Annotated in this window: 20 protein-coding genes; 5 read left to right on the forward strand and 15 right to left on the reverse strand. The window is 38.3% G+C overall.

The features are described from left to right. Window positions 1-10: 10 nt before the first annotated feature. On the reverse strand, window positions 11-1207 hold the full coding sequence (locus I3B46_RS21305; RefSeq protein WP_196993137.1) for a glycine C-acetyltransferase: 1197 nt from the start codon (window positions 1205-1207) through the stop codon (window positions 11-13). Between the two features lie 232 nt (window positions 1208-1439). Here I3B46_RS21305 and rfaD point away from each other — a divergent pair, with 232 nt between their 5' ends. The 3 genes from rfaD to rfaC are packed head-to-tail and all read left to right on the forward strand — an operon-like array spanning window position 1440 to window position 4396. Beyond that, on the forward strand, window positions 1440-2378 hold the full coding sequence (gene rfaD, locus I3B46_RS21310) for an ADP-glyceromanno-heptose 6-epimerase (RefSeq protein WP_004924289.1): 939 nt from the start codon (window positions 1440-1442) through the stop codon (window positions 2376-2378). A 9-nt stretch (window positions 2379-2387) separates the two neighbouring features. Continuing rightward, window positions 2388-3434, forward strand: coding sequence for an ADP-heptose--LPS heptosyltransferase RfaF (gene rfaF, locus I3B46_RS21315; RefSeq protein ID WP_004924285.1), 1047 nt, complete (start codon window positions 2388-2390; stop codon window positions 3432-3434). Beyond that, window positions 3434-4396, forward strand: a complete 963-nt coding sequence (gene rfaC, locus I3B46_RS21320) for a lipopolysaccharide heptosyltransferase RfaC (RefSeq protein ID WP_196993138.1) — start codon at window positions 3434-3436, stop codon at window positions 4394-4396. Before rfaF ends, rfaC begins: the two co-directional genes overlap by 1 nt. A 53-nt stretch (window positions 4397-4449) precedes the next feature. Here the strand turns inward: rfaC and I3B46_RS21325 are convergent, their stop codons facing one another. Continuing rightward, complete coding sequence (locus tag I3B46_RS21325) at window positions 4450-5913, reverse strand: ArnT family glycosyltransferase (RefSeq protein ID WP_154635323.1); 1464 nt, start codon at window positions 5911-5913, stop codon at window positions 4450-4452. Window positions 5914-6120: 207 nt separating this feature from the next. Beyond that, entirely contained in the window at window positions 6121-7398 is a 1278-nt protein-coding gene (waaA, locus tag I3B46_RS21330; protein WP_060560791.1) for a lipid IV(A) 3-deoxy-D-manno-octulosonic acid transferase, read from the reverse strand. A gap of 215 nt (window positions 7399-7613) precedes the next feature. Here waaA and coaD point away from each other — a divergent pair, with 215 nt between their 5' ends. After that, window positions 7614-8099: a pantetheine-phosphate adenylyltransferase gene (coaD, locus tag I3B46_RS21335; protein WP_004924268.1), complete on the forward strand. Its 486-nt coding sequence runs from the start codon at window positions 7614-7616 to the stop codon at window positions 8097-8099. Between the two features lie 2 nt (window positions 8100-8101). Here coaD and mutM read toward each other — a convergent pair whose 3' ends face one another. After that, on the reverse strand, window positions 8102-8911 hold the full coding sequence (gene mutM / locus I3B46_RS21340; protein ID WP_014657203.1) for a bifunctional DNA-formamidopyrimidine glycosylase/DNA-(apurinic or apyrimidinic site) lyase: 810 nt from the start codon (window positions 8909-8911) through the stop codon (window positions 8102-8104). Between the two features lie 212 nt (window positions 8912-9123). Here mutM and I3B46_RS21345 point away from each other — a divergent pair, with 212 nt between their 5' ends. Continuing rightward, window positions 9124-10362, forward strand: a complete 1239-nt coding sequence (locus tag I3B46_RS21345; protein ID WP_154635321.1) for an O-antigen ligase family protein — start codon at window positions 9124-9126, stop codon at window positions 10360-10362. Window positions 10363-10393: 31 nt separating this feature from the next. On the opposite strand, the gene I3B46_RS21350 is transcribed toward I3B46_RS21345, so the two are convergent. From I3B46_RS21350 to radC, 11 genes are all read right to left on the reverse strand, one after another. Then, entirely contained in the window at window positions 10394-11374 is a 981-nt protein-coding gene (locus tag I3B46_RS21350) for a glycosyltransferase (RefSeq protein ID WP_196993139.1), read from the reverse strand. Window positions 11375-11663: 289 nt separating this feature from the next. Further along, entirely contained in the window at window positions 11664-12806 is a 1143-nt protein-coding gene (locus I3B46_RS21355; protein WP_040132599.1) for a glycosyltransferase, read from the reverse strand. Window position 12807: 1 nt separating this feature from the next. After that, window positions 12808-13827 (reverse strand): glycosyltransferase family 8 protein, encoded by a 1020-nt coding sequence (locus I3B46_RS21360; protein WP_053110675.1) that lies wholly within the window; start codon window positions 13825-13827, stop codon window positions 12808-12810. Beyond that, the gene (rfaL, locus tag I3B46_RS21365; protein WP_196993140.1) at window positions 13820-15058 is read right to left on the reverse strand and encodes an O-antigen ligase RfaL; all 1239 of its coding nucleotides are present in this window, start codon (window positions 15056-15058) and stop codon (window positions 13820-13822) included. The genes I3B46_RS21360 and rfaL overlap by 8 nt, the downstream gene beginning before the upstream one ends. A 14-nt stretch (window positions 15059-15072) precedes the next feature. Further along, entirely contained in the window at window positions 15073-16086 is a 1014-nt protein-coding gene (gene waaO / locus I3B46_RS21370; protein WP_196993141.1) for a lipopolysaccharide 3-alpha-galactosyltransferase, read from the reverse strand. Window positions 16087-16115: 29 nt separating this feature from the next. Then, window positions 16116-16913: a lipopolysaccharide core heptose(I) kinase RfaP gene (gene rfaP / locus I3B46_RS21375; protein ID WP_040132602.1), complete on the reverse strand. Its 798-nt coding sequence runs from the start codon at window positions 16911-16913 to the stop codon at window positions 16116-16118. Continuing rightward, window positions 16906-18030 (reverse strand): glycosyltransferase family 4 protein, encoded by a 1125-nt coding sequence (locus tag I3B46_RS21380; RefSeq protein WP_196717907.1) that lies wholly within the window; start codon window positions 18028-18030, stop codon window positions 16906-16908. The genes rfaP and I3B46_RS21380 overlap by 8 nt, the downstream gene beginning before the upstream one ends. Before the next feature lies 1 nt (window position 18031). After that, window positions 18032-19096 (reverse strand): lipopolysaccharide core heptosyltransferase RfaQ, encoded by a 1065-nt coding sequence (gene rfaQ / locus I3B46_RS21385; RefSeq protein WP_196993142.1) that lies wholly within the window; start codon window positions 19094-19096, stop codon window positions 18032-18034. A 197-nt stretch (window positions 19097-19293) separates the two neighbouring features. Next, on the reverse strand, window positions 19294-19461 hold the full coding sequence (rpmG, locus tag I3B46_RS21390) for a 50S ribosomal protein L33 (RefSeq protein ID WP_004924244.1): 168 nt from the start codon (window positions 19459-19461) through the stop codon (window positions 19294-19296). An 11-nt stretch (window positions 19462-19472) separates the two neighbouring features. Next, window positions 19473-19709, reverse strand: coding sequence for a 50S ribosomal protein L28 (rpmB, locus tag I3B46_RS21395; RefSeq protein WP_004924239.1), 237 nt, complete (start codon window positions 19707-19709; stop codon window positions 19473-19475). 258 nt (window positions 19710-19967) lie between these two features. Then, complete coding sequence (gene radC, locus I3B46_RS21400; RefSeq protein WP_196993228.1) at window positions 19968-20630, reverse strand: RadC family protein; 663 nt, start codon at window positions 20628-20630, stop codon at window positions 19968-19970. Window positions 20631-20802 lie beyond the last annotated feature (172 nt).

Here is a 20802-nt window from a genome sequence, read left to right on the forward strand (position 1 = left end):
ATTATTATCATTAGGAAATGACTTTCAGTTTTTTGCCTATGCGGGTGAATGCGTCTACAACGCGTAAAATATCTTCTTCCGTATGTGCCGCCGACATTTGTGTACGAATACGCGCTTGTCCTTGAGGAACAACAGGGTAGAAGAAACCAGTTACATAAATACCTTCTTCTAGTAATTCATTTGCAAAAACTTGAGCAAGCGCCGCATCCCCTAACATAACGGGAATAATGGCATGATCGGCGCCAGCGAGAGTGAAGCCTGCCGCAGACATCTTTTCACGAAATAGCGCGGCATTACGCCATAACCGCTCACGTAGCGCATCCCCCTCACTCATCATATCGATGACTTTAATCGAGGCCGCAACGATAGCGGGGGCTAATGAGTTGGAAAATAAGTAAGGACGAGAGCGTTGACGTAACCACTCGACGACTTCTTTTTTTGCCACCGTATAACCGCCTGAAGCCCCACCAAGCGCTTTACCCAGTGTTCCTGTAATAATGTCTACTCGCCCCATCACATCACAATATTCATGGGTGCCGCGGCCATTTTTACCAACAAAACCAACCGCATGAGAATCATCAACCATCACTAATGCTTGGAATTCATCTGCTAGGTCACAAACCGCTTTCAAATTGGCAATAACACCATCCATTGAGAAGACACCATCCGTCGCAATCAAAATGTGGCGTGCACCTGCGGCTTTAGCCTCTTCAAGACAAGCCCTAAGCTCTGCCATATCATTATTTGCATAACGATACCGTTTAGCTTTACAAAGGCGTATTCCATCGATAATGGAAGCGTGGTTTAACGCATCTGAAATGACCGCGTCTTCGGGGCCTAGCAAGGTTTCAAATAATCCCCCATTCGCATCAAAACAAGAGGAATAGAGTATGGCGTCCTCCATACCTAAAAAATCAGCCAATTTCTTTTCGAGTTGTTTATGGCTATCTTGTGTTCCACAAATAAAACGGACAGAAGCCATACCAAAACCGTGACTATCCATACCCTGCTTCGCGGCTTCAATCAAATCTGGGTGATTTGCTAATCCTAAGTAATTGTTGGCACAAAAATTAACAACTCGCTTATTACCAACAATTTCAATATCTGCATCTTGCGAGGAAGTAATTATCCGCTCATGCTTAAACAAATCAGCAGCCTCTGTTTGGGCTAACTGCTCTTTAATCTGCTGATAAAATAGTTCTGACATGATTTATTCCTGTTATGTGACGATTTTTAGAGTTTAATAATAGATACTAAAACTATCGACTGATGCAGCATAAATAAATTAAGTTTGCAGCCAAGATCACGATCATTCCCCTATAAAAATGTAGCCTCTAGAATGTTTGTCTGCCAGTTATGGTGTCGTCAGCGCGCAGAAATGCTATTATGAAAAACAATTCGTATCCTTTTTGTTCTTAACCCATTTTGAGGTATGCCCGATGATCATTGTCACTGGCGGAGCTGGTTTTATTGGTAGCAACATTGTCAAAGCATTAAATGATGCTGGTCGTACAGATATTCTCGTTGTCGATAATCTGAAAGACGGTACTAAGTTTGCCAACCTTGTTGACCTCGATATTGCTGATTACATTGATAAAGAAGATTTTATTGCGAGTATTATCGCCGGTGATGATTTTGGTGATGTCGATGCGGTATTCCATGAAGGTGCTTGCTCATCCACAACTGAATGGGATGGCAAGTACATGATGGACAATAACTATCAGTATTCGAAAGAGTTACTGCATTTTTGCTTAGAGCGCGAAATCCCATTCCTCTACGCCTCTTCAGCGGCAACATACGGTGGTCGTAGTGATAATTTTATTGAAGATCGCCAGTTCGAAAAGCCACTCAATGTTTATGGCTATTCGAAATTCCTCTTTGACCAGTACGTTCGCGAAATTTTGCCAGAAGCACAGTCGCAAATTTGTGGTTTCCGTTACTTCAACGTATATGGTCCTCGTGAGGGTCATAAAGGCAGCATGGCAAGTGTCGCTTACCATCTGAATAAGCAAATTAATGAAGGCCAACAACCCAAGCTATTTGAAGGCAGTGAAAACTTCCGCCGTGACTTTATTTATGTCGGCGATGTTGCCGCAGTCAATTTATGGTTCTGGCAGAACAATATTTCAGGGATCTTTAACTGTGGTACAGGCCGTGCCGAGTCATTCCAAGCCGTCGCCGATGCTGTGACACAATTCCACAGTGATAAAAATGTTTCTGTTGAATACATTGAATTCCCTGAGAAACTAAAAGGGCGCTATCAAAGCTTCACACAAGCAGACATGACAAAATTACGTACGGCTGGCTATAAGGCACCTTTTAAAACAGTTGCCGAAGGCGTAGCTGAATATATGCAATGGCTGAATAAAGAAGATTAATACAACTTTATGAAAATATTGGTGATCGGCCCCTCATGGGTAGGGGATATGATGATGTCACAGAGCCTATATCGCACGCTAAAGGCTCAATATCCCCAAGCACAAATTGATGTGATGGCACCTCAATGGTGCCGCCCTCTATTGGCGAAAATGCCCGAAGTCAATGCCGCCATCCCAATGCCATTAGGCCATGGTGCGCTCGCGATTGGTGAGCGCCGTAAACTTGGCCTTAGCTTACGCCAAAATGGTTATGACCAAGCCATTGTTCTTCCGAACTCATTTAAATCTGCTTTGGTGCCCTTCTTTGCCAAAATTGCCAAACGAACGGGTTGGCGCGGTGAGATGCGTTATGGACTACTTAATGACCTCCGTACATTAGATAAAGCCGCTTTTCCGTTGATGGTGCAGCGCTATGTTGCATTAGCTTATGATAAGCAAAACATTCACAGCGCAGCAGATATTCCAGAGCCTATCTTATGGCCTAAACTGGCTGTTAATGAACAAGAAGTCACTGAGGCTATTAAAGCGTTTAATATCAATACCACACGCCCAATTATTGGCTTCTGCCCTGGTGCAGAATTTGGTCCGGCTAAACGTTGGCCGCACTATCACTACGCCGCGCTAGCGGAGCAGTTGATCAGCGAAAAAGGTTATCAAGTTCTCTTATTTGGCTCACAAAAAGATCATGATGCAGGTGAGGAAATTCGCCAAAGCCTAACGGACAGTGCGCATGAGCATTGTAGTAACCTTGCGGGTAAAACGTCTTTAGAACAAGCCGTGAATTTAATTGCTAGCTGTCAGGCCGTTGTCAGCAATGATTCAGGACTGATGCATGTTGCTGCTGCATTGGATAAACCGCTTGTTGCCCTATATGGCCCAAGTAGCCCTGATTTTACGCCTCCACTATCGAATAAAGCAGAAGTTATCCGCTTAATTAGTGGCTACCATAAAGTTCGTAAAGGTGATGGGGCAAGCGGTTATCATCAAAGTCTCATCGATATTCAGCCTCAATTAGTGGTTGATGCGCTGGCGCGATTACAAATAGGTGTTGCTTGATGCGCGTACTGCTAGTAAAGACTTCATCGATGGGGGATGTGTTACACTCCCTACCCGCACTAACGGATGCACAGCAAGCCTTTCCTCATATCCAATTCGATTGGGTTGTAGAAGAGGGTTTTGCGCAGATCCCCACATGGCACAGCGCAGTCAATCAAGTGATCCCTGTTGCTATCCGCCGTTGGCGTAAAAACTGGTTTTCTGCCCCCATTCGCGCCGAACGTGCTGCATTTCGCCAGCAACTGACTGCAACCCGCTATGATGCGATTATTGATGCTCAAGGCCTATTGAAAAGTGCCTTTCTGGTCACGCGTCTCGCAAATGGCCCTAAACATGGCTATGATCGCCACAGTATTCGAGAGCCAATTGCCAGTTTTTTTTACGACTATAAATACCAAATTAGTAAGCAACAGCACGCCGTAGAACGTATTCGCCAACTGTTTGCCGCGAGTCTTGACTACGATTGTCCTAAAGCGCAAGGTGACTATGCCATCGCTCAACATTTTTTACATGTCCCCACAGTCACACAGGATGACTATGTGGTGTTCTTGCATTCAACCACTCGTGATGATAAACACTGGCCTGAAGAGCACTGGCGAGAACTGATTGGGTTAATGGCCAACAGTGGTTTAAAAATAAAACTGCCATGGGGCGCAGAGCATGAACACCAAAGGGCATTACGCCTTGCAGATGGGTTTGATTTTGTCGAAGTTTTGCCTAAATTAACCTTAGCCGAAGTTGCTCTACAAATTGCTAATGCTAAGGCGGTGGTTTCTGTTGATACAGGCCTTAGCCATTTAACCGCCGCATTAGATAAACCGAATTTCACCCTGTTTGGCCCAACAGATCCCGGGCTGATTGGCGGCTATGGTTTAGAGCAACATGAAATTAAATCTGTGGATGGTACTATGAGTTCAATAAAACCAATGGCAATTTTTAGCCAATTAAAAGAGCACTTATAATTAATCTATACGAATTAAAACGGCTAAAACATTAGCCGTTTTAATATTCTTACCTATAATTTCTCTGGCGCAATAAACCCAAAACACATGGTTTCTGGCTCAGCATCCGGCTCTGAACGATAGATAACCTCTTCTTTCTCAATCGTAAATTGTGGCCAGTACTGACGAACCTTATCAAAATTCTCATGAGCGCAATCATCATACTTACGACCTAACAGCAATGCACCATGCTGGCGGATCTCCGCTTCTGTAATCTTGCGGTTATACACATTCGGCGGCATATGATGTTCAAGAGTCCAAGGCTGGATCACATGTGGCCTATCTTTTGCGTAGATAATAAACCATTGATGTAAATTATCTTCACCACCAACATATTTTAGTGGAACGCCATAACGTTCATGCCAGCGATCTTCACCCTCCGCGATCAACGTTTTCACGCCAATAAATTTTTGCCCTGCGCCCTTAATATTAGCCGCTTGCACAACACAATAACCTAACAGAACCACGACACCGAAAAGGGCTAAACCAATCAGTGGTTTTCTGAGTGATTTAGTCGGCATGACTGTTATAGAGCCAATAAATAGCGGGGCACAAGCTGCCATAAAGGGTTGCAACCATTCGGTAATACGCCCACCGTCATGGAAAGAGAACCAACCATAGATCACCGCTAATGGGAAAAGAACCAAGAAATTCGCCATACGATTTGCTAGCGATTTCGGCCAACCTAATTTCCCACCACAGCTATATAAAATAATGGCGGCAATAATTAAAGGATAAAATACGCTGAGCACCGCCTTAGTCGTATGCAAATTAAAGCCTGGGTCAATCTGTGAATCCACCCATTTAAAGGCAGAAAAATCACTCGCCATTAACCAAAAGAAATTAGGTAATACAATCGCAAACCAAAGTGCAATCGCTAAATAAAAAACAGGATAACGATAACTTTGGCGAACTTGTTTAACAAATAACGTTAATAAAAATACCGATCCTACCAGCGATAATGTTGAATATTTCCCCATTGTCGCCAAACCTGCAAATAAAGCAAAAAGCAGCCACCAAGCCGGATTTTCATAAACGGCTCGTAAGAAAAAGTAGATTATCCAAGCCCAAAAAGTCACTAAAATATAGTTATCATTGTAAGGAATGATATCAAAATTAATCACACCCGATAAATTCAACATCAACATCGCAAACCAAGCTAGGTCACGACGTGCTGTTAAACGGTATGCTAATTTCCAGACCCCCAATAAACCAAAGGCAACCCCGACAAAATGAATAAAGTACCAGTAAAAACTGTAGGAAATACCCAAATAAATAGCAGGCCACATAAGAACACCAACAAACCAAGGGTTTTTTGGTGAACCCCACTCCCCATTCATCCCCCAGTTAACGGCTTCCACCGTATCATAAGGCACTGTAGGATCTAAGTGAAAGCTGGCTAGAATCCATGCAACCGCATAGCCAATGACCCATAAATAAACATATTTGTTTGATGTTGATTGATTGATTGCTGGCATACTGTCTTAAATAATTGAGTAAAAGTACCCACTATCTATTAGGCAGACTCATCATGCATAAAAATACAAACCTAATAGCACCAATGGAAATTAAACGGCAGATTCTACTATAGTTTATAGCGAATAATAAGAAAGGAAGACAAATAGTCATCATCTATTGTCGTTTTATTCAAGTTCAATATTCTGAATTAGAAATAATCGTTAAAATTATTGCTCTCTCGGAGGCAAGTAAGGTTGTAAAAGCCTTAATAAACGTTGTAGCGCCCCCTGATTTTCATGCAAAACTTCCGCAGCATGACGACCATAATATAAACGGTAATCTTCGTCTGACAGGAGGCTAGTGACGGCTTGAACCATTGAATCGCTATCAGTCACCGTAATTAAGCCATCCGCCTGCTTCAGCTTCCCACAAATATCCTTAAAATTAAACGTATGTGGTCCCATTAAAACAGGTAACGCATGTGCTGCCGCTTCCAACGGGTTATGTCCCCCTGTTTCCACAAGGCTGCCACCAACAAATGCTAAATCCGCAATTCCATATAACAACATCAGCTCCCCCATCGTATCCCCGACAACCACTTGTATATCAGGAGTAGGCACAATACCTTCACTACGACGAATAAACTTAAGGCCTGCTTTTTGGGTGAGTTCTTCTGCTTTGGCAAAACGTTCAGGATGACGAGGAACTAAAATCAGTAATAAATCAGGAAATTGTTTTAATAATTGCTGGTGTGCCGCTAACACAATAGCCTCTTCACCTTCATGGGTGCTAGTGGCAATCCAAACGGGTCGATGTGCCGCCCACTGCCGGCGTAATGTGACGGCTCTAACCGCAAGCTCTGGGGTAACGGAAATATCAAACTTAAGGCTCCCCGTGACATTTAATTGCACACGTCTTAACCCTAGCTTGATGAAACGCTCACCATCTTCTTGGTGCTGTGCAGCAACCATCGTGACATTACGCAACATACGTTTCACAAAACTACCTAATTTTTGGTAGCCTGCCGCAGAGCGCTCAGACAAACGCGCATTCGCAATCACTAAGGGTATTTGGCGACGATTAAGTTGATTAATCATATTCGGCCATAATTCCGTTTCCATAATAATTACTAATTTAGGATCAACTTGATTAAGAAAACGGCGCATAGAGCACGGGAGATCATAAGGAAGGTAGACATGGTAGACATCATCACCGAATGCCGAAACGACTCGTTCGGAGCCTGTTGGTGTCATCGTGGTTACCGTAATCGGCAATGACGGATAGTGATGCCGTAATGCCCTTACCAAAGGCACAGCGGCAAGGGTTTCACCAACAGATACTGAATGCAGCAGAATACCGCCCGGCGCAACTTTACCAGCACAAAAACCATAACGTTCACCCCAACGCTTACGATACGCAGGAGCTTTGCGACCCCGCACTAATAGGCGTACCCAAATGAGTGGCTGGATAAGATAAAGAAGTACCTGATATAAACGCAATAACATTCGATCTGATTCACTTACCAAAATTGGCGCTATCTTAACATAAACCTTTTATTAAAGTGTGCAGAATATGCACCTAAAAATAGCTTTAAAATTCGCTTAGGGCATCATTAGTCGGTTGCAACAGCACTTAATAGTCGATAATGTTGATAATATGCACATATTACTTAATTTAAATTTTTTAAATTAGCGTTAACAAACAACGAGATATCAATATTATGAAACATAAAGCGATTTACCCTGGTACATTTGACCCTATTACTTCAGGCCATATTGATATTGTTTCTCGTGCGGCGGCAATGTTTGACCACGTATTACTCGCTATCGCTAATAGCCAACGCAAAAGTCCCATGTTTACCCTTGAAGAGCGTGTTGAACTTGCCCAAAAAGTCACCTCGCACTTAAACAATGTTGAGGTGGTTGGCTTTTCTGAGCTAATGGCTAATTTCGCACAAAAACATGGCGCAAATATACTTATCCGTGGCGTTCGTTCTGTTGCGGATTTTGAATATGAATGGCAGCTCGCAAACATGAACCGCCATTTTGTTCCTGAATTAGAAACGGTATTCTTACTCCCTTCACAAAGCTTATCTTTTGTTTCATCGTCACTGATAAAAGATGTGGCACTCCATGATGGCGATATTTCTTCTTTCCTTCCGCCCGTTGTCGCTGAAGCGATGCTAAAAAAGCTGAATAAAATTTAAGCTTATTTTTGACATTGAGGACAATAAAAGGTACTGCGTTGGCCTTGTTTGATACTAAGAATTGGCGTGCCACATATCAAACAAGGCTCACCTTTTTTACCATATACAAACAATTCTTGGGCAAAGTACCCTGGTTTCCCATCGGATTGTAGAAAATCTTTCAGCGTGGTTCCACCCTGCTCAATAGAGCGCTGCAGTACCTTTTTGATCTGCTGGACCAAATCAATCGATTGTTCAAGAGTCAATGTGTGCGTGATTTTTTCTGGTGAAATGCCCGCCGCAAATAGTGCTTCATTAGCATAAATATTACCAACACCCACTACAACCTTGTTATCCATCAGCCAAGGTTTAATGGCTATTTTTCGCTTTCCTGCCTGCTCAAATAAATATTGAGCATTAAATTCATCAGAAAGAGGTTCTGGGCCTAGATGGGATAAAACACGACTCGTTTCAAGATCATCACACCATAACCACGCACCAAAGCGCCGAGGATCCGTGTACCGTAGTACTTTGCCATCTTTTAATACCAAATCAACATGGTCATGTTTTTCTTCAGGCAATTCTTCCAACAATATACGCAGACTACCCGACATGCCTAAGTGGATAATAATCCAACCATTTTTTAGTTCGATTAACAGATACTTAGCGCGCCTTTGTACACTTAAAATCATTTCATCAGATAAACTTTTAATTTGCTCTGATACAGGCCAACGTAAGCGGCTGTTACGAACAATTGCATACTGAATTGAGTTACCAACAAGATGTGGTTCTATCCCTCTACGACTGGTTTCAACCTCGGGTAGTTCTGGCATAAGTCGATCCTTAAACATCGAAATGATTAATAGAAATCAAATATCTTAAACTAAATCGCAATGTTAACTGCCTGATAGTCTGGACATTCAAGTATATGATAAATACAATTCATACATTAGCAATCAAAGATAAGTTATCTAGCACGATAAAAACATTTCGTAGCGTTTGCTCACCCTAAAAAGAAAAATGACATTCATCAGCAGGCGGATTTGTGAATATAAAAAACAGTATTATTAGCCAACTTCCTTTCCTATTAGTTTCTCTTGTCATGTTGGGTATGTTTACAAATGATACTCAAGGTGTTTTAAACATTTCTGCCGCCTTGCTTTTCCTTTACACTATTTATGTCATTATAAAAAATAAGATCTATATTAAAGATGACATTATTAACCTTGTTAGGGGTAAGAAGGTATTCTTTTTATTCAACTTATGGTGTTTGTCTTGTATCCTGTTTTTTACTTACCCCGGCTTTACTCTAGAGGCACTCAAAGAATTTTTTAATGACTGGCGTTATGTCATTATTATCTCATTATTTTTAATAGCCTTTAAAAATAATGAATCAAAATCAATAAAAACAATCAGTTATGCTCTAATTGCCACTCTGGCTTTTACTATCTTTATTTCACCTGTATTAAAGCAATTTAAAAGTAGTGACCTGCCTTTATATTTGCAGCTCAGATATGGCTTTGCTCACTATACTACCTTACTTTTTCCATTCACTTTTAGCGCCTTTTTTATTTTTAAAAATAAAATATTAAAAGCTGCGATGTTCATTTTATCTATTTTAGCTTTCTGTTTTTTACTCTATACTGGTAGCCGAGGTGGTGTTCTTTCATTACTTATTGAATCACTGATTATTTTATTTTTATTCTCCAAAAGTATTAAAAGATTTGTTTTATATATAGTCATTTTCATAATTGCTTCTTTAAGTATTACAACTATTGCATATACCACAATTCCTCAAGTAAAAAATAAAATAAATCAGACTCTAAGTGCTAAAAATATTACCTCAAGTAGAGATAAAATTATTTTAACAAGACTTCCTATTTTTACTCATGAAAATAAAAATATAGTTTTTGGCGTGGGATATGGTTCCGTATCTTATAACCAGTATCTTAATGATAACCATGCTGAGCGGTTTTCTGGAGGAGGTGTCTACTCAGAGCGTAAAAAAGAGTACGTACATAATAATGATGATCCCTTCTTCCTAAACATTATGTATAACGTTGGTTTAGGTGGTTTAATTTTATTCTGTTTGGCCTATATTATTAATTTAAAAGATCTACTTAGTTCGATAAAAATCCAAAAAAATATTCTCAATGTCGGGATACTTGTTTCTTCTATTGGCTATTTTTTAATTTACTGCCTCTTTGAATTTATATTCTTAGATATTTTCTTTCTATACAATATTTTAGTAGCAATTTTGATCAACAGAAAGCTATCAAACTAAGCAGAGTAATGCTGACTAAGTCAGCATTACCTTAATGAAATATTTTCTTTTTCATATATTCTGCTGTTGCTAATAAAAATTGCAAAAACTTCCCATTCTTTCTTAGGTGTGATTTTTTACGGGATAATTGCTTATAACTTTCGGCTTTAAGTAAAGGGATATTTTTCCAAGGCGAATTCTGTCGTGCAATCTCAAAAAATTGATATTCACTATAGAAATTTGCCCATTCATGAAATGGCTTAGTTAAACCAACAAAGTGAATAAAAACAACCTCATCAGGTATATTATTAATATCCCTCTTACTGGTAATATACCAATCTAAAGAGAACATAAAATTAAAGTTCTCACTGATATTCACTAATTTATTATTAAGTAAAATATTCAAGGCATCTTGATCTGGATGAGTAAAATGACTACTTTTTACTAATTCAATCACCCGATTCGGAATATCTTCTTCAACCATTTTCTGGATTGACATATACAAAAATCCAGAGTTAAAGTATTTACTCATATCCATTGGTAGCTGTTTCTTTTCACTACAAAATTTATCCTTTACTGCATAAAGATAAATATTTTCATTAAACTCCAATGTTTTTAGATATGAAAGGTTACCTTTACAAATAATATCTGCATCCAAATAGAGTAATTTATCAATTGATTGTGAAAAATAATCGATAATCACTAATCTAAAATAAATGGCATGACTCCAAGCTTGCGATGGTAACGGTAACCGCTTAAATTCTTGGTTATCAATCAAATAAATGGTTATTTTATGCTGGCTACTCTCAACTAGCTGTTGGAAAAGCTGTTTGTCTGTTAGGTCATCAACCAAAATATGGAAATGAAAATGCGTCTCTTTATTATTAATAAGGATCGATGAAATTGATGTGCCAACACCGTAGAGGAACTTTTCATCGACCCCATAAGCAATATGAAAGTAGCCGTCATCACGATCATTAGCTTTACTGCCGCTTATTTCAACTAGTGATTTAATCATTTCATGACTTAGCATTTTGTTAACCTTACTGAATATTATTATTCGATACTTAGTTTATGATAAAGAAACAGTTTTTATCTTTAGCTCCAATATAATCACTTTAGAACATATAAAAACTCTATCATAGCCTAATATCTATTCATAATAATCTGAAAAATATGCTAAAAACATCAATAACTGTAACTAGTTGAATAAGTTACTAAATTCAACATTCTGATGGAAACCATCTTAACTCAATATAGAGTAAGCAAGATTTGCGCCAATACAATATATTAATAACGTATGCTCAGAACTTATGCAAAAATTATTTATACCACTTATCAATAACACTTCTCAATTCGTTTTTCACAATTTCCCATGTAAAATTGTCATAGGCATACTGCTTTGCAGCATCGGCTATTTGACTTCTATTATCATGATTTAAAGCATTATTAATATCATCCGCCATGCTAGCGGCTGATAATGGTTCACGAAATATAAAACCCGTTTCATTGTGCTTAATAAATTCAACCATTGCCCCTCTTTGGCTCGCAATGACTGAACATCCAGATGCCATAGCTTCAAGTGCAACCATACAAAATGATTCATCTGCAATAGATGGAACCGCAACAAGATCAGCAATAGAGTAATAGTGCCTCATTTTTTCAGGGTGTATTCCTCCTAGAAGGATACATTGTTCACCTAACTGATGAGCATAATTTTTTACTTCATCTTGAAATTCTGCATGTTCTCCCTTTGATGCAGCATTAATATCTCCAACAATCACTAACTTATAGTTAGCTCTATCTTTAAATAAAATGCTGCAAGCTTTCATTAACTCAAGCACTCCCTTATCCCGAGTAATTCTGCCAGCGAAAAGAATAACATTATTATTTTTATTCAAACCAATATCTTCTCGTTTAATGTCTGATGGTAAAGAATAAATATCACCATCAAAGCCATTTCGGACTACTTCAATGGAAGCTTCAGGTAAACGTTCTCGAAACCAATTATGAGTGAAATGACTCGGAACAATGATTTTAATATTAGCAGGTACATTTTGTGGTTCAAAACAGTTATGCATGTGGAGTATAACGTTTTTATGCCCTTCTTTTTTAATTATTTTTTTAAATAACTTAATATTGTTATGAACAATAATGATACTTTCATCACTATTAGTCGCAAACTTGCGTTTTATTTTTACAATACGATCTGCATATGAATAAGGGTCTAGCCTAGTCCATTTTTTAAAAAGCCTAGTATAGATTTTGCCAAATTTTATTCTTTCAATTGAACATTTCTCGTTGACTTCTGAATAATGAGAATATCCCTCATTTTGAATACATACGATACGATTTTCTATTTCTAACCTTTTTGCAACATGATATATCCACGACTCAACTGCCGCCGCACTTTTCGGTGGAATAGAGTAAATAGGAGTTACTGTGAAAACTATTTTATTAATCATATTAGTATCTTTTGCTCCTGAACATTTTCATAAATAAATATTGGCTCCCTGATAAAAAACCCTTAATAAACCTTCCTTGTTTTAATAAGTGTTTATACTCTTTTTTTCTTTCAACAAATTTAGTTGCAGGTTTTAAGTCATTCGTTGTCCAAGGCGATTGCATCAAAGCCTTATAAAAAGGTTGGGAAGCGGGATAATTTGCCCATGTGTGCCAAGGTTTACTCACACCTGTGTAATGAATTAGGACTGTTTCAGGTGTAATAACCTGTTGATATTTTTGGTGAGTTGAGTCATATAATTCATTTTTTAGTGTATAAACAGTATTAAATCTTTGGTTAAGTAGTTCTAAGTCATCTCTTAAAATAAGGTTTAACACATCTTGATCAGGATATTTATATCGTTGCTTAGCATTTTCTGCTGATAACAACTCAAAACATTGTTGGGTAATCTGCTTTTCATGCCATTTTTTTAAGTTGACAAACATGACACCAGAATTGAAGTAAGTCTTTGCTAGTGAAGGCGCATGAAGCCTTGTTTCACTTTTCGTTCTTACACCGATATCATCAGCAACGACACCGCAGACTTTGCCTTTGATTAAATTAGTCGTTAAATCTAAGATGCCATTACACACAACGTCCGCGTCTAAATAGAGTGCAAAATCATAATCAATCGACAGATAATCCAAGGCAACTAACCGAAAGTACATCGCTGATGACCAAACATCAGAAGCGGGAAGTGTTTTCAGTAATTTGTTATCTAATTCATAAACATGAAATTCCACTTGAAACTGACTTGCAATAACTTTAAGTTTCTCTAGAAAATCTGGGCTAACTTTATCTAGAAAATAATGGAATCTAAAAAATGTGGTTGGATTATTTATGAGTAAAGACACCGCTGAAACCCCAGCTCCAAACTGATAGTTTTCATCAGAACCATAAATAACATCTAAGCATGATAACAAGGTATTATCAGCTTTACCCACTTCGCCGAGCACATATTTATTTGTTATGAGGTTATTCATAGTGTTTTCTCTTATTCTTTGTTGAACTGTGCCCCATCATAGCAATTAAAAAACCTAAAAGAACACCTAATGGTTTTAGGTCCACTTGCTCAAACATCCCTCGAACCAGATAAAAGCTAATGAGGCTCATTAATAACGCTATAAATGCAAAATGGCTTTTTGATTCATTGACTGTACTTTTGATTTCCTTGAATAAGGAAAAACACATCGACAAAAAAACCGCACTAAAAGCAATCAGCCCTGAGATACCTACACCAAACCAAATATATAGCCAGATATTATGAGGCCCCAATGACTTCTTAAATACCCAATCCGGTTTTTCTGGTACAACACTATTATATTTATCAATGTATATTTTATCACCAAATCCATATCCAATAATTGGATTCTCTAAAATTAACTCAAGTGCTGTTCCCTGTGTACCATTTTTATATCGATGAGTACTATCAGTTTGTTCAAGCTTATAAAATAGAGTTTTAGTCATATCTGGGTAGATTGATTTTAATGAGATCAATGAAATTAACGAGATACATAGTATCGAACCAATCAATTTCCATGGACGTTTAAAACATAAAAATAATAAACCTGCCATAGCCACAGCAACCCACCCACCTCGGGAAAGAGTCCCTAACAAAACAAATAAAAATACAACACTTAGTATATAAAAATAAATCAGCTTAGATTTAGGCAATAGATACCAAAGGATCGGAATTATAGGAAAGTAAAAAACCAAGGCATCTGAAACATTCCTAAAGTTGTAGGTTGTAAATGGTAAAATACCATTCTGATAAGCCTCATAGTACCGATATAGTTCAATAAGTAAAACAAACACTAATGATGCAGAAAAACTAGTCAATAGTAAATTTGAAATCGTTTTTATATTTTCTTTGTAGAGAAGAATCGGTAATAAAAGAGATAGGCTAAGCACCCCATAATTCAAGAAGTTATTATTAATCGCTCTCATTGATGCATCAGGCATGCTTGAGTAACTTATTGAAATATAAAAAACCAATGAAAACAACATGACTAAGTATAAAAGTTTATTATTTAATCTTTTTAGCACCCTTCTTGTATCTAATGATAAATATACCAAACATGTAGCTATCATTAGATAGAATAGTATATGTTTATACCTAGTAACATTGTCCACAAAAAAAAGCACAACAAACATAAAGATTAAAGCTTTATTATACTTCGAAAGAGTATTCTGATTTCTTTCTAAAAAAGGCATAATTTACCCAATGATTAATTACTTAATTTAGCCCAAAAGTATTGAATGCTATTTTTGATTCCAAAAAATAATTTACCTTGGTTAAACATATGCTTCGCACAATAACGCAAATGGTTGCTACTTTTTGCTTTTAGCAGTGGAATATCCTTCCATGGCGAAGATTTTTTGGCCTCAATAAATGGCTGTGCAGTCGCATAGTTCGCCCACTCATGCCATGGTTTAGTCGGACCAATATAATGAATTAATATCGTATTATCTGTTATTGGGTTCTCTTTTTTATCTTTTTGCAGCTCATAGTTTAGGCTATATTGTGTATTATACTTTCCATCAAGATAAATAACTTTGCCTGTTAGTAATATATTAAGAATATCCTGATCTAAATAGGATATTTTTGCTTTTATCTCTTCTTGAGATAATAATTCCATCGCTTTAGCCGAAATATCTAGTCGAGACCAGTTTATCAGATTGATTAGTAAAAACCCTGCGTTAAAATACCCAGTGGAAATATTAGGAACCCCTAAAGCATCAGCTCTTTTCTGCCACCAAACAGCATCTCTTTCAGGTACAACAGCAGCAACTTGATCATCGCTAAACTTAATATCTAACAATTCATTTAATGAACCCTGACATATAATATCTGCATCCATGTAAATCATACGTTCTAATTGATTTGAAAAATAATCTGCGATAATAAATCGAAAATAGGTTGCGTATGACCAATTTTTAGTACTTGGTAATGACTTTAGTTGCTCACAGTCAACTAGGTAAATGATAATACTAGTATTATACTGGCTTGCGAGTTGTTTAAATAAACCTTTCCATTCATCGTCAAAATAATCAGTAAAAATATGGAAGACAAAATGCATATCCAAATTATTTTTTAATATCGATGCAATAGAGATCCCACATCCATACAAGAAGTTACGGTCTATACCATAAGAGATATGTAAGCTAGTACTAGGGTGTTCCTCACCAGAAGAAGATAGATTTATCTGTTTAGTTACTGCATTTTGTTTATCAAAAAACATATTCTTTTTACTCTCTTTTTCGGAGAATGTTACAATGACTTTCTAATTGTACGCTCTTGGATTTTTTTTGCCTTGCTTCCTGCTTTGAGTACCAAAGCTTGTTCTTCTTTTAAAATTTCTCGTAAAGGCGAATCAAAGTAAACCTTCATAAAACGGAAAATATCTCTGCTTGTTAGGCCGATATTTAATGAAGAAAAGTATAACCCAATAAGATCTTTATCGCGCCAACGAGTTGGAACCTTCTTTCTAAGTTGCGCTCGATGTAAATCTATCACCGAGATTTTCAAATCCTGCTCTTCACCTGAGAAAGGCAAGTGTAGTAAAAAATGGCAAATATAACAGTCGCGGTGATTAATACCAACGGCGTGCATTTTACGTACCATTTGAGCAACACGGCGAATAATCAATTGTTTAACTCTAAAATCAGGCGCTAGGCTTGGCCAATTTGCACAGTAATCTTCCAAACTCACCGTTGGCGTTAAATCTTTCGTAATAATAAAGGAATGGCGGCGTAGCGGATTCACACCCTTTTGCCCAAATGCACGGCCATCCATCGTATCCACACCCGCTTTTGTTAGCCGATGAATTGCGTTCCACTCCCTATCAGCCCCCAATACTGGTAGCCTTAATGAAAACAGGTTTTTTAACACCTCTTTTAAGCTTGTACCATAATGGATTTTGATAAAATAGCTCTCACCACCAAGCTCAAAGCGCAATGTTTTGCGACTTTCTAGCTGACGAAAAACCTCACCTTCTAACTGCTCAGTTTCAACAAAAGGATCTTTATTTTTCCATAGCTCACTAAAAGGTGTTTTAAGTTCAATCATCTAGATGTCCTAAAATAATATCAGCCGCTTTTTCAGGTAAACTATATAAGTCCTCTGTATCCGCAAAATACCGCGCCTTTTCTGCCCAATTTTTTAATTGTTGTTTATTTTGCAGGCTTTCTGAAAGCGCAGAATCTAACGTTTTTTGCTCAAATGGTTCACGGATCACAATACCGCATTGAGCATCAGCAATAAATGAAGCATAACCACAAACTTCCGTAACAATAATGGGTAAACCTGCTGTTATAGCTTCCAGCAACACAATACCCGCCGCTTCTTGGTATGCTGGATGCATTAAGATATCAGCCGCTGCCATTAGCTCAGCAACATCATTACGCCCACTAAAAAAGGAGACTTGTTTACCTATACCCAGTGTATTTGCTAGACGCTGATATTTTTCAGGCTTATCCTGCCCAACTACCATTAATAACGTATTTTTCTTAATCTCCTCAGGCAATGCAGCCATCGCTCTTAAGGTTCTATCGACCCCTTTACGCTTAAAGTCGGAACCGACCTGCAACAACAAATACGCTGACTGAGGTATCTGATTTTTCTCTCGATAAATTTGCCGCGCATTGGGGATTTGTTTATCGTATTTTCTATCTTGCGCAATCCCCGGCGGCAGCATATAAAAACGCGACGCTTCTGTAGCATAGTGTTTTTTAAAATGTGCAATTTGGTGAGGTGTTAACATTAATAGCTTAGTCGGCTTTCCTGTCTGAAACACCGCTTTTTCAAACTGGGCATAATGTTTATAGCGAGGCGTCAATTTGTAGAAAAAACCTTTTTCATTGGCGACTTTTTCTGCGTAACAAACATCCGCTGCATAGTAAACATCTAAGCCCGGCATCTTATTAAAGCCAACCACACGAGCTACAGGATGTTGTTTAATATGTGCCTGAACCCACTCACAATACTGCGCATTACGTCCATGGTTGGTTTTAGAAGTCACAGGCACAATGATAATTTCAAACCCTGCAGGTTTATCGCCATCCCATGATTGAGTATAGACGCGGATCTGCTGTCCTCTTGCCTGACATGCTAATGCAATACGCAAAAAATCACGCTGCAAACCACCGAATGGAAAATACTTGTACAGACAAAATGCCAAAATCATCTCAGAACCTTGTCATTATTGAACGAATATTCATAGGCAGCATTTTTTCTGTTGCCTCAATAACATCAGATGCGGGAATGATAGAAAGATATTTTTTAGTTCTATCGAGCTTTTCTCTTGGTGGCATCGCCTCATAATCACCCGCCCAAAACTGCACAACATTATCACTCCACGGACGCCAAAATACATTATTCGTTGCGCCAAACAAACACACTATTGGTGTATTTACAGCCGCTGCAATATGCATCGGTGCTGAATCAACCCCGATAAATAACGCGGCATGCGCAATTAAGGCACCAAGCTCAGGAAACGTCGTTTTACCTGCCAATTCAGTAATAGGCTTAGTTTGGCAATGAGAAGCAATCGTCTCAATACAGTTTAGGTCTTCTTTACTTTGCCCTGAGGTCAAAACAACCTGATACCCACGAGATTGTAATGCATCAATGACTTGTGCAAATTTTTCATCATCCCAACATTTAAATATCTGCCGTGCGGTTGGCTGGATCACCACATAACTGCTGTGTACACCTAGCTCTAATAACTTTTGATCGATATTTTTCCAATCTTCTTCTGTGTATGACATCGTTAAATTGGTTTTTAGATTCGTTATTTTTAACGGTTCAAGCACAGAAAGATTATTCATAACAACGTGTTCACCATGAGGCTCGGTCAAGTGTGTAAAGCTATTTAGCCAATATTTGGAATCTCGATGACCAAATTTATGGGAGATTTTCATTTGGGCAGGGATAGAACGCACCAGAAGAGACACCATCCATTGGTCGGCTAGATTCACAACTAAATCATACTTATTACGGCGTAGTTTGAATAATAAACGAATAAAATTACATGCTTTACTTAGACCATTAGCCTTTTTACCTTTCATACCATATAAGGCATGAATTTCCCTATTTTCAGACAAAATAGGGATCGTATCTTGATAAAGTAACACGTCAATCTCGGCATCAGGATAGTTTTGTTTTAATGTACTGATGACGGGCGTCGTCAGTAACATATCCCCATGAAACCGCATCTTGATAACAAGAATTTTTTTAAACTGTTTTTTCACCAGACACTCTTAATTATATCTATACGTAAAATGACATAGTTCTTTGACAAAAACTAACACTATTAATTCAATCAATAATAAACATGTTACTACTTTAGTAATAATCGATATAGCTTTGAATGCCTATCGTCATAGCTTTTTGATTTTTAAAATAAAAAAACCCAGCCAAAGCTGGGTTTTTTATAAGAAAACAAAAATTATTTAATTTTTGCTTCTTTGTAGATTACATGCTTACGAACAACTGGATCGAATTTTTTCATTTCCAGTTTTTCTGGCATAGTACGCTTGTTCTTCGTAGTGGTATAGAAGTGACCAGTACCTTCAGAAGAAACCAGCTTGATTTTCTCGCGAATACCTTTAGCCATTTTTTAGCTCCTTAGTACTTCTCACCGCGGGCACGCAGTTCAGCAAGAACAGCATCAATACCCTTTTTATCGATAATACGCATGCCTTTAGCAGATACACGCAGTGTTACGAAACGTTTCTCAGACTCAACCCAGAAACGGTGAGAGTGCAGGTTTGGCAAAAAACGACGCTTGGTCGCGTTTAATGCGTGTGAACGGTTGTTACCGCTCATTGGACGCTTGCCAGTAACTTGGCAGACTCGTGACATGTCTATTCTCCAAAAATCTAATCAGCTCGAGCTTTTTTGTTCTGGGTATGGCCGCCTCGTCAGGCTTAGGAGCCCATCTCAGCAAACTTTATTGACTGAAAAGAATGTTATCATCTTAGTAAAAAAATTTACTGAGATAGGCTCTTCTCGCCAAACCCAAGATCCTCAAAGGTGGCGTAGTATACGCTTTCAATCGTTCTCACTCAAGCCCAATGCGGCAAAAGTTGTCATTTTTTAGTCAAAAAAATGCTTTTACAATCACCCTCGTTCAAGAAACGAAACACGATTTTTATGCCCAACAACAAAATGGTCAAGTAATTTAATCCCCATTAAAGTACAAGCCTCCTTAATACGAAACGTCACTTGCCTATCAGCGTCACTCGGCTCTGGGTTACCTGAAGGATGGTTATGTGCCAATATAATCGCACTGGCATTCATTTTCATTGCAAAACGAATGATTTCTCGAGGATGCACCTCTACCCGATTGATCGTTCCCCTAAATAACTCTTCGTAGCTAATAATTTGATGTTGATTGTTCAAAAATAAGACGGTGAAAACCTCTCTTTCTTGACCAGAAAATAGCTCGACTAACCTCATTTTTAATAGGTTTGGGTCTGATATCACATCTTCATATAAAAATTGTTCAGCAAAAAACCGGCGTGCCAGCTCACTAATTGCCTGAAGTTGGGAGAACTTACACACACCAATTCCCTTGCATTTCGACAGCTTTGAGTAATCCGCTTGTAAAAGAAGGTATAAAGAACCGAACTCTTTGAGCAAACGTTCCGCAAGTTCAATTACTGATTCCCCTTGCCTACCTGTTCGTAAAAAAATCGCTAATAGCTCTACGTCAGTCAGTGCTACCGCACCATAAGCTAACAGTTTTTCCCTTGGCTGTAAGTTCTCTTCATATTCCATCATCACCCCCCTATTTCTCCTTTTGCGCTCCCACTTTTATATGCAGACGATAGGCACAACAACGCATAACTGTTGAATTTGCGTAGCGCTTCGCAAAAATAAAAGGGTGATGATATATACAGTGCTCTCAACGATATTTCTGATATGATAAGATGCTCTTCACGATAATTAGATG

The organism is Providencia sp. 2.29, from assembly GCF_015832305.1.
Classification (GTDB): Bacteria; Pseudomonadota; Gammaproteobacteria; order Enterobacterales; family Enterobacteriaceae; genus Providencia; species Providencia stuartii.

What these genes read in the sequence shown, in the direction of transcription:
- I3B46_RS21305 (WP_196993137.1), bottom strand. Translation starts at nt 1,207, where the DNA reads ATGTCAGAACTATTTTATCAGCAGATTAAAGAGCAGTTAGCCCAAACA.
- rfaD (WP_004924289.1), top strand. Translation starts at nt 1,440, where the DNA reads ATGATCATTGTCACTGGCGGAGCTGGTTTTATTGGTAGCAACATTGTC.
- rfaF (WP_004924285.1), top strand. Translation starts at nt 2,388, where the DNA reads ATGAAAATATTGGTGATCGGCCCCTCATGGGTAGGGGATATGATGATG.
- rfaC (WP_196993138.1), top strand. Translation starts at nt 3,434, where the DNA reads ATGCGCGTACTGCTAGTAAAGACTTCATCGATGGGGGATGTGTTACAC.
- I3B46_RS21325 (WP_154635323.1), bottom strand. Translation starts at nt 5,913, where the DNA reads ATGCCAGCAATCAATCAATCAACATCAAACAAATATGTTTATTTATGG.
- waaA (WP_060560791.1), bottom strand. Translation starts at nt 7,398, where the DNA reads ATGTTATTGCGTTTATATCAGGTACTTCTTTATCTTATCCAGCCACTC.
- coaD (WP_004924268.1), top strand. Translation starts at nt 7,614, where the DNA reads ATGAAACATAAAGCGATTTACCCTGGTACATTTGACCCTATTACTTCA.
- mutM (WP_014657203.1), bottom strand. Translation starts at nt 8,911, where the DNA reads ATGCCAGAACTACCCGAGGTTGAAACCAGTCGTAGAGGGATAGAACCA.
- I3B46_RS21350 (WP_196993139.1), bottom strand. Translation starts at nt 11,374, where the DNA reads ATGCTAAGTCATGAAATGATTAAATCACTAGTTGAAATAAGCGGCAGT.
- I3B46_RS21355 (WP_040132599.1), bottom strand. Translation starts at nt 12,806, where the DNA reads ATGATTAATAAAATAGTTTTCACAGTAACTCCTATTTACTCTATTCCA.
- I3B46_RS21360 (WP_053110675.1), bottom strand. Translation starts at nt 13,827, where the DNA reads ATGAATAACCTCATAACAAATAAATATGTGCTCGGCGAAGTGGGTAAA.
- rfaL (WP_196993140.1), bottom strand. Translation starts at nt 15,058, where the DNA reads ATGCCTTTTTTAGAAAGAAATCAGAATACTCTTTCGAAGTATAATAAA.
- waaO (WP_196993141.1), bottom strand. Translation starts at nt 16,086, where the DNA reads ATGTTTTTTGATAAACAAAATGCAGTAACTAAACAGATAAATCTATCT.
- rfaP (WP_040132602.1), bottom strand. Translation starts at nt 16,913, where the DNA reads ATGATTGAACTTAAAACACCTTTTAGTGAGCTATGGAAAAATAAAGAT.
- I3B46_RS21380 (WP_196717907.1), bottom strand. Translation starts at nt 18,030, where the DNA reads ATGATTTTGGCATTTTGTCTGTACAAGTATTTTCCATTCGGTGGTTTG.
- rpmG (WP_004924244.1), bottom strand. Translation starts at nt 19,461, where the DNA reads ATGGCTAAAGGTATTCGCGAGAAAATCAAGCTGGTTTCTTCTGAAGGT.
- rpmB (WP_004924239.1), bottom strand. Translation starts at nt 19,709, where the DNA reads ATGTCACGAGTCTGCCAAGTTACTGGCAAGCGTCCAATGAGCGGTAAC.
- radC (WP_196993228.1), bottom strand. Translation starts at nt 20,630, where the DNA reads ATGATGGAATATGAAGAGAACTTACAGCCAAGGGAAAAACTGTTAGCT.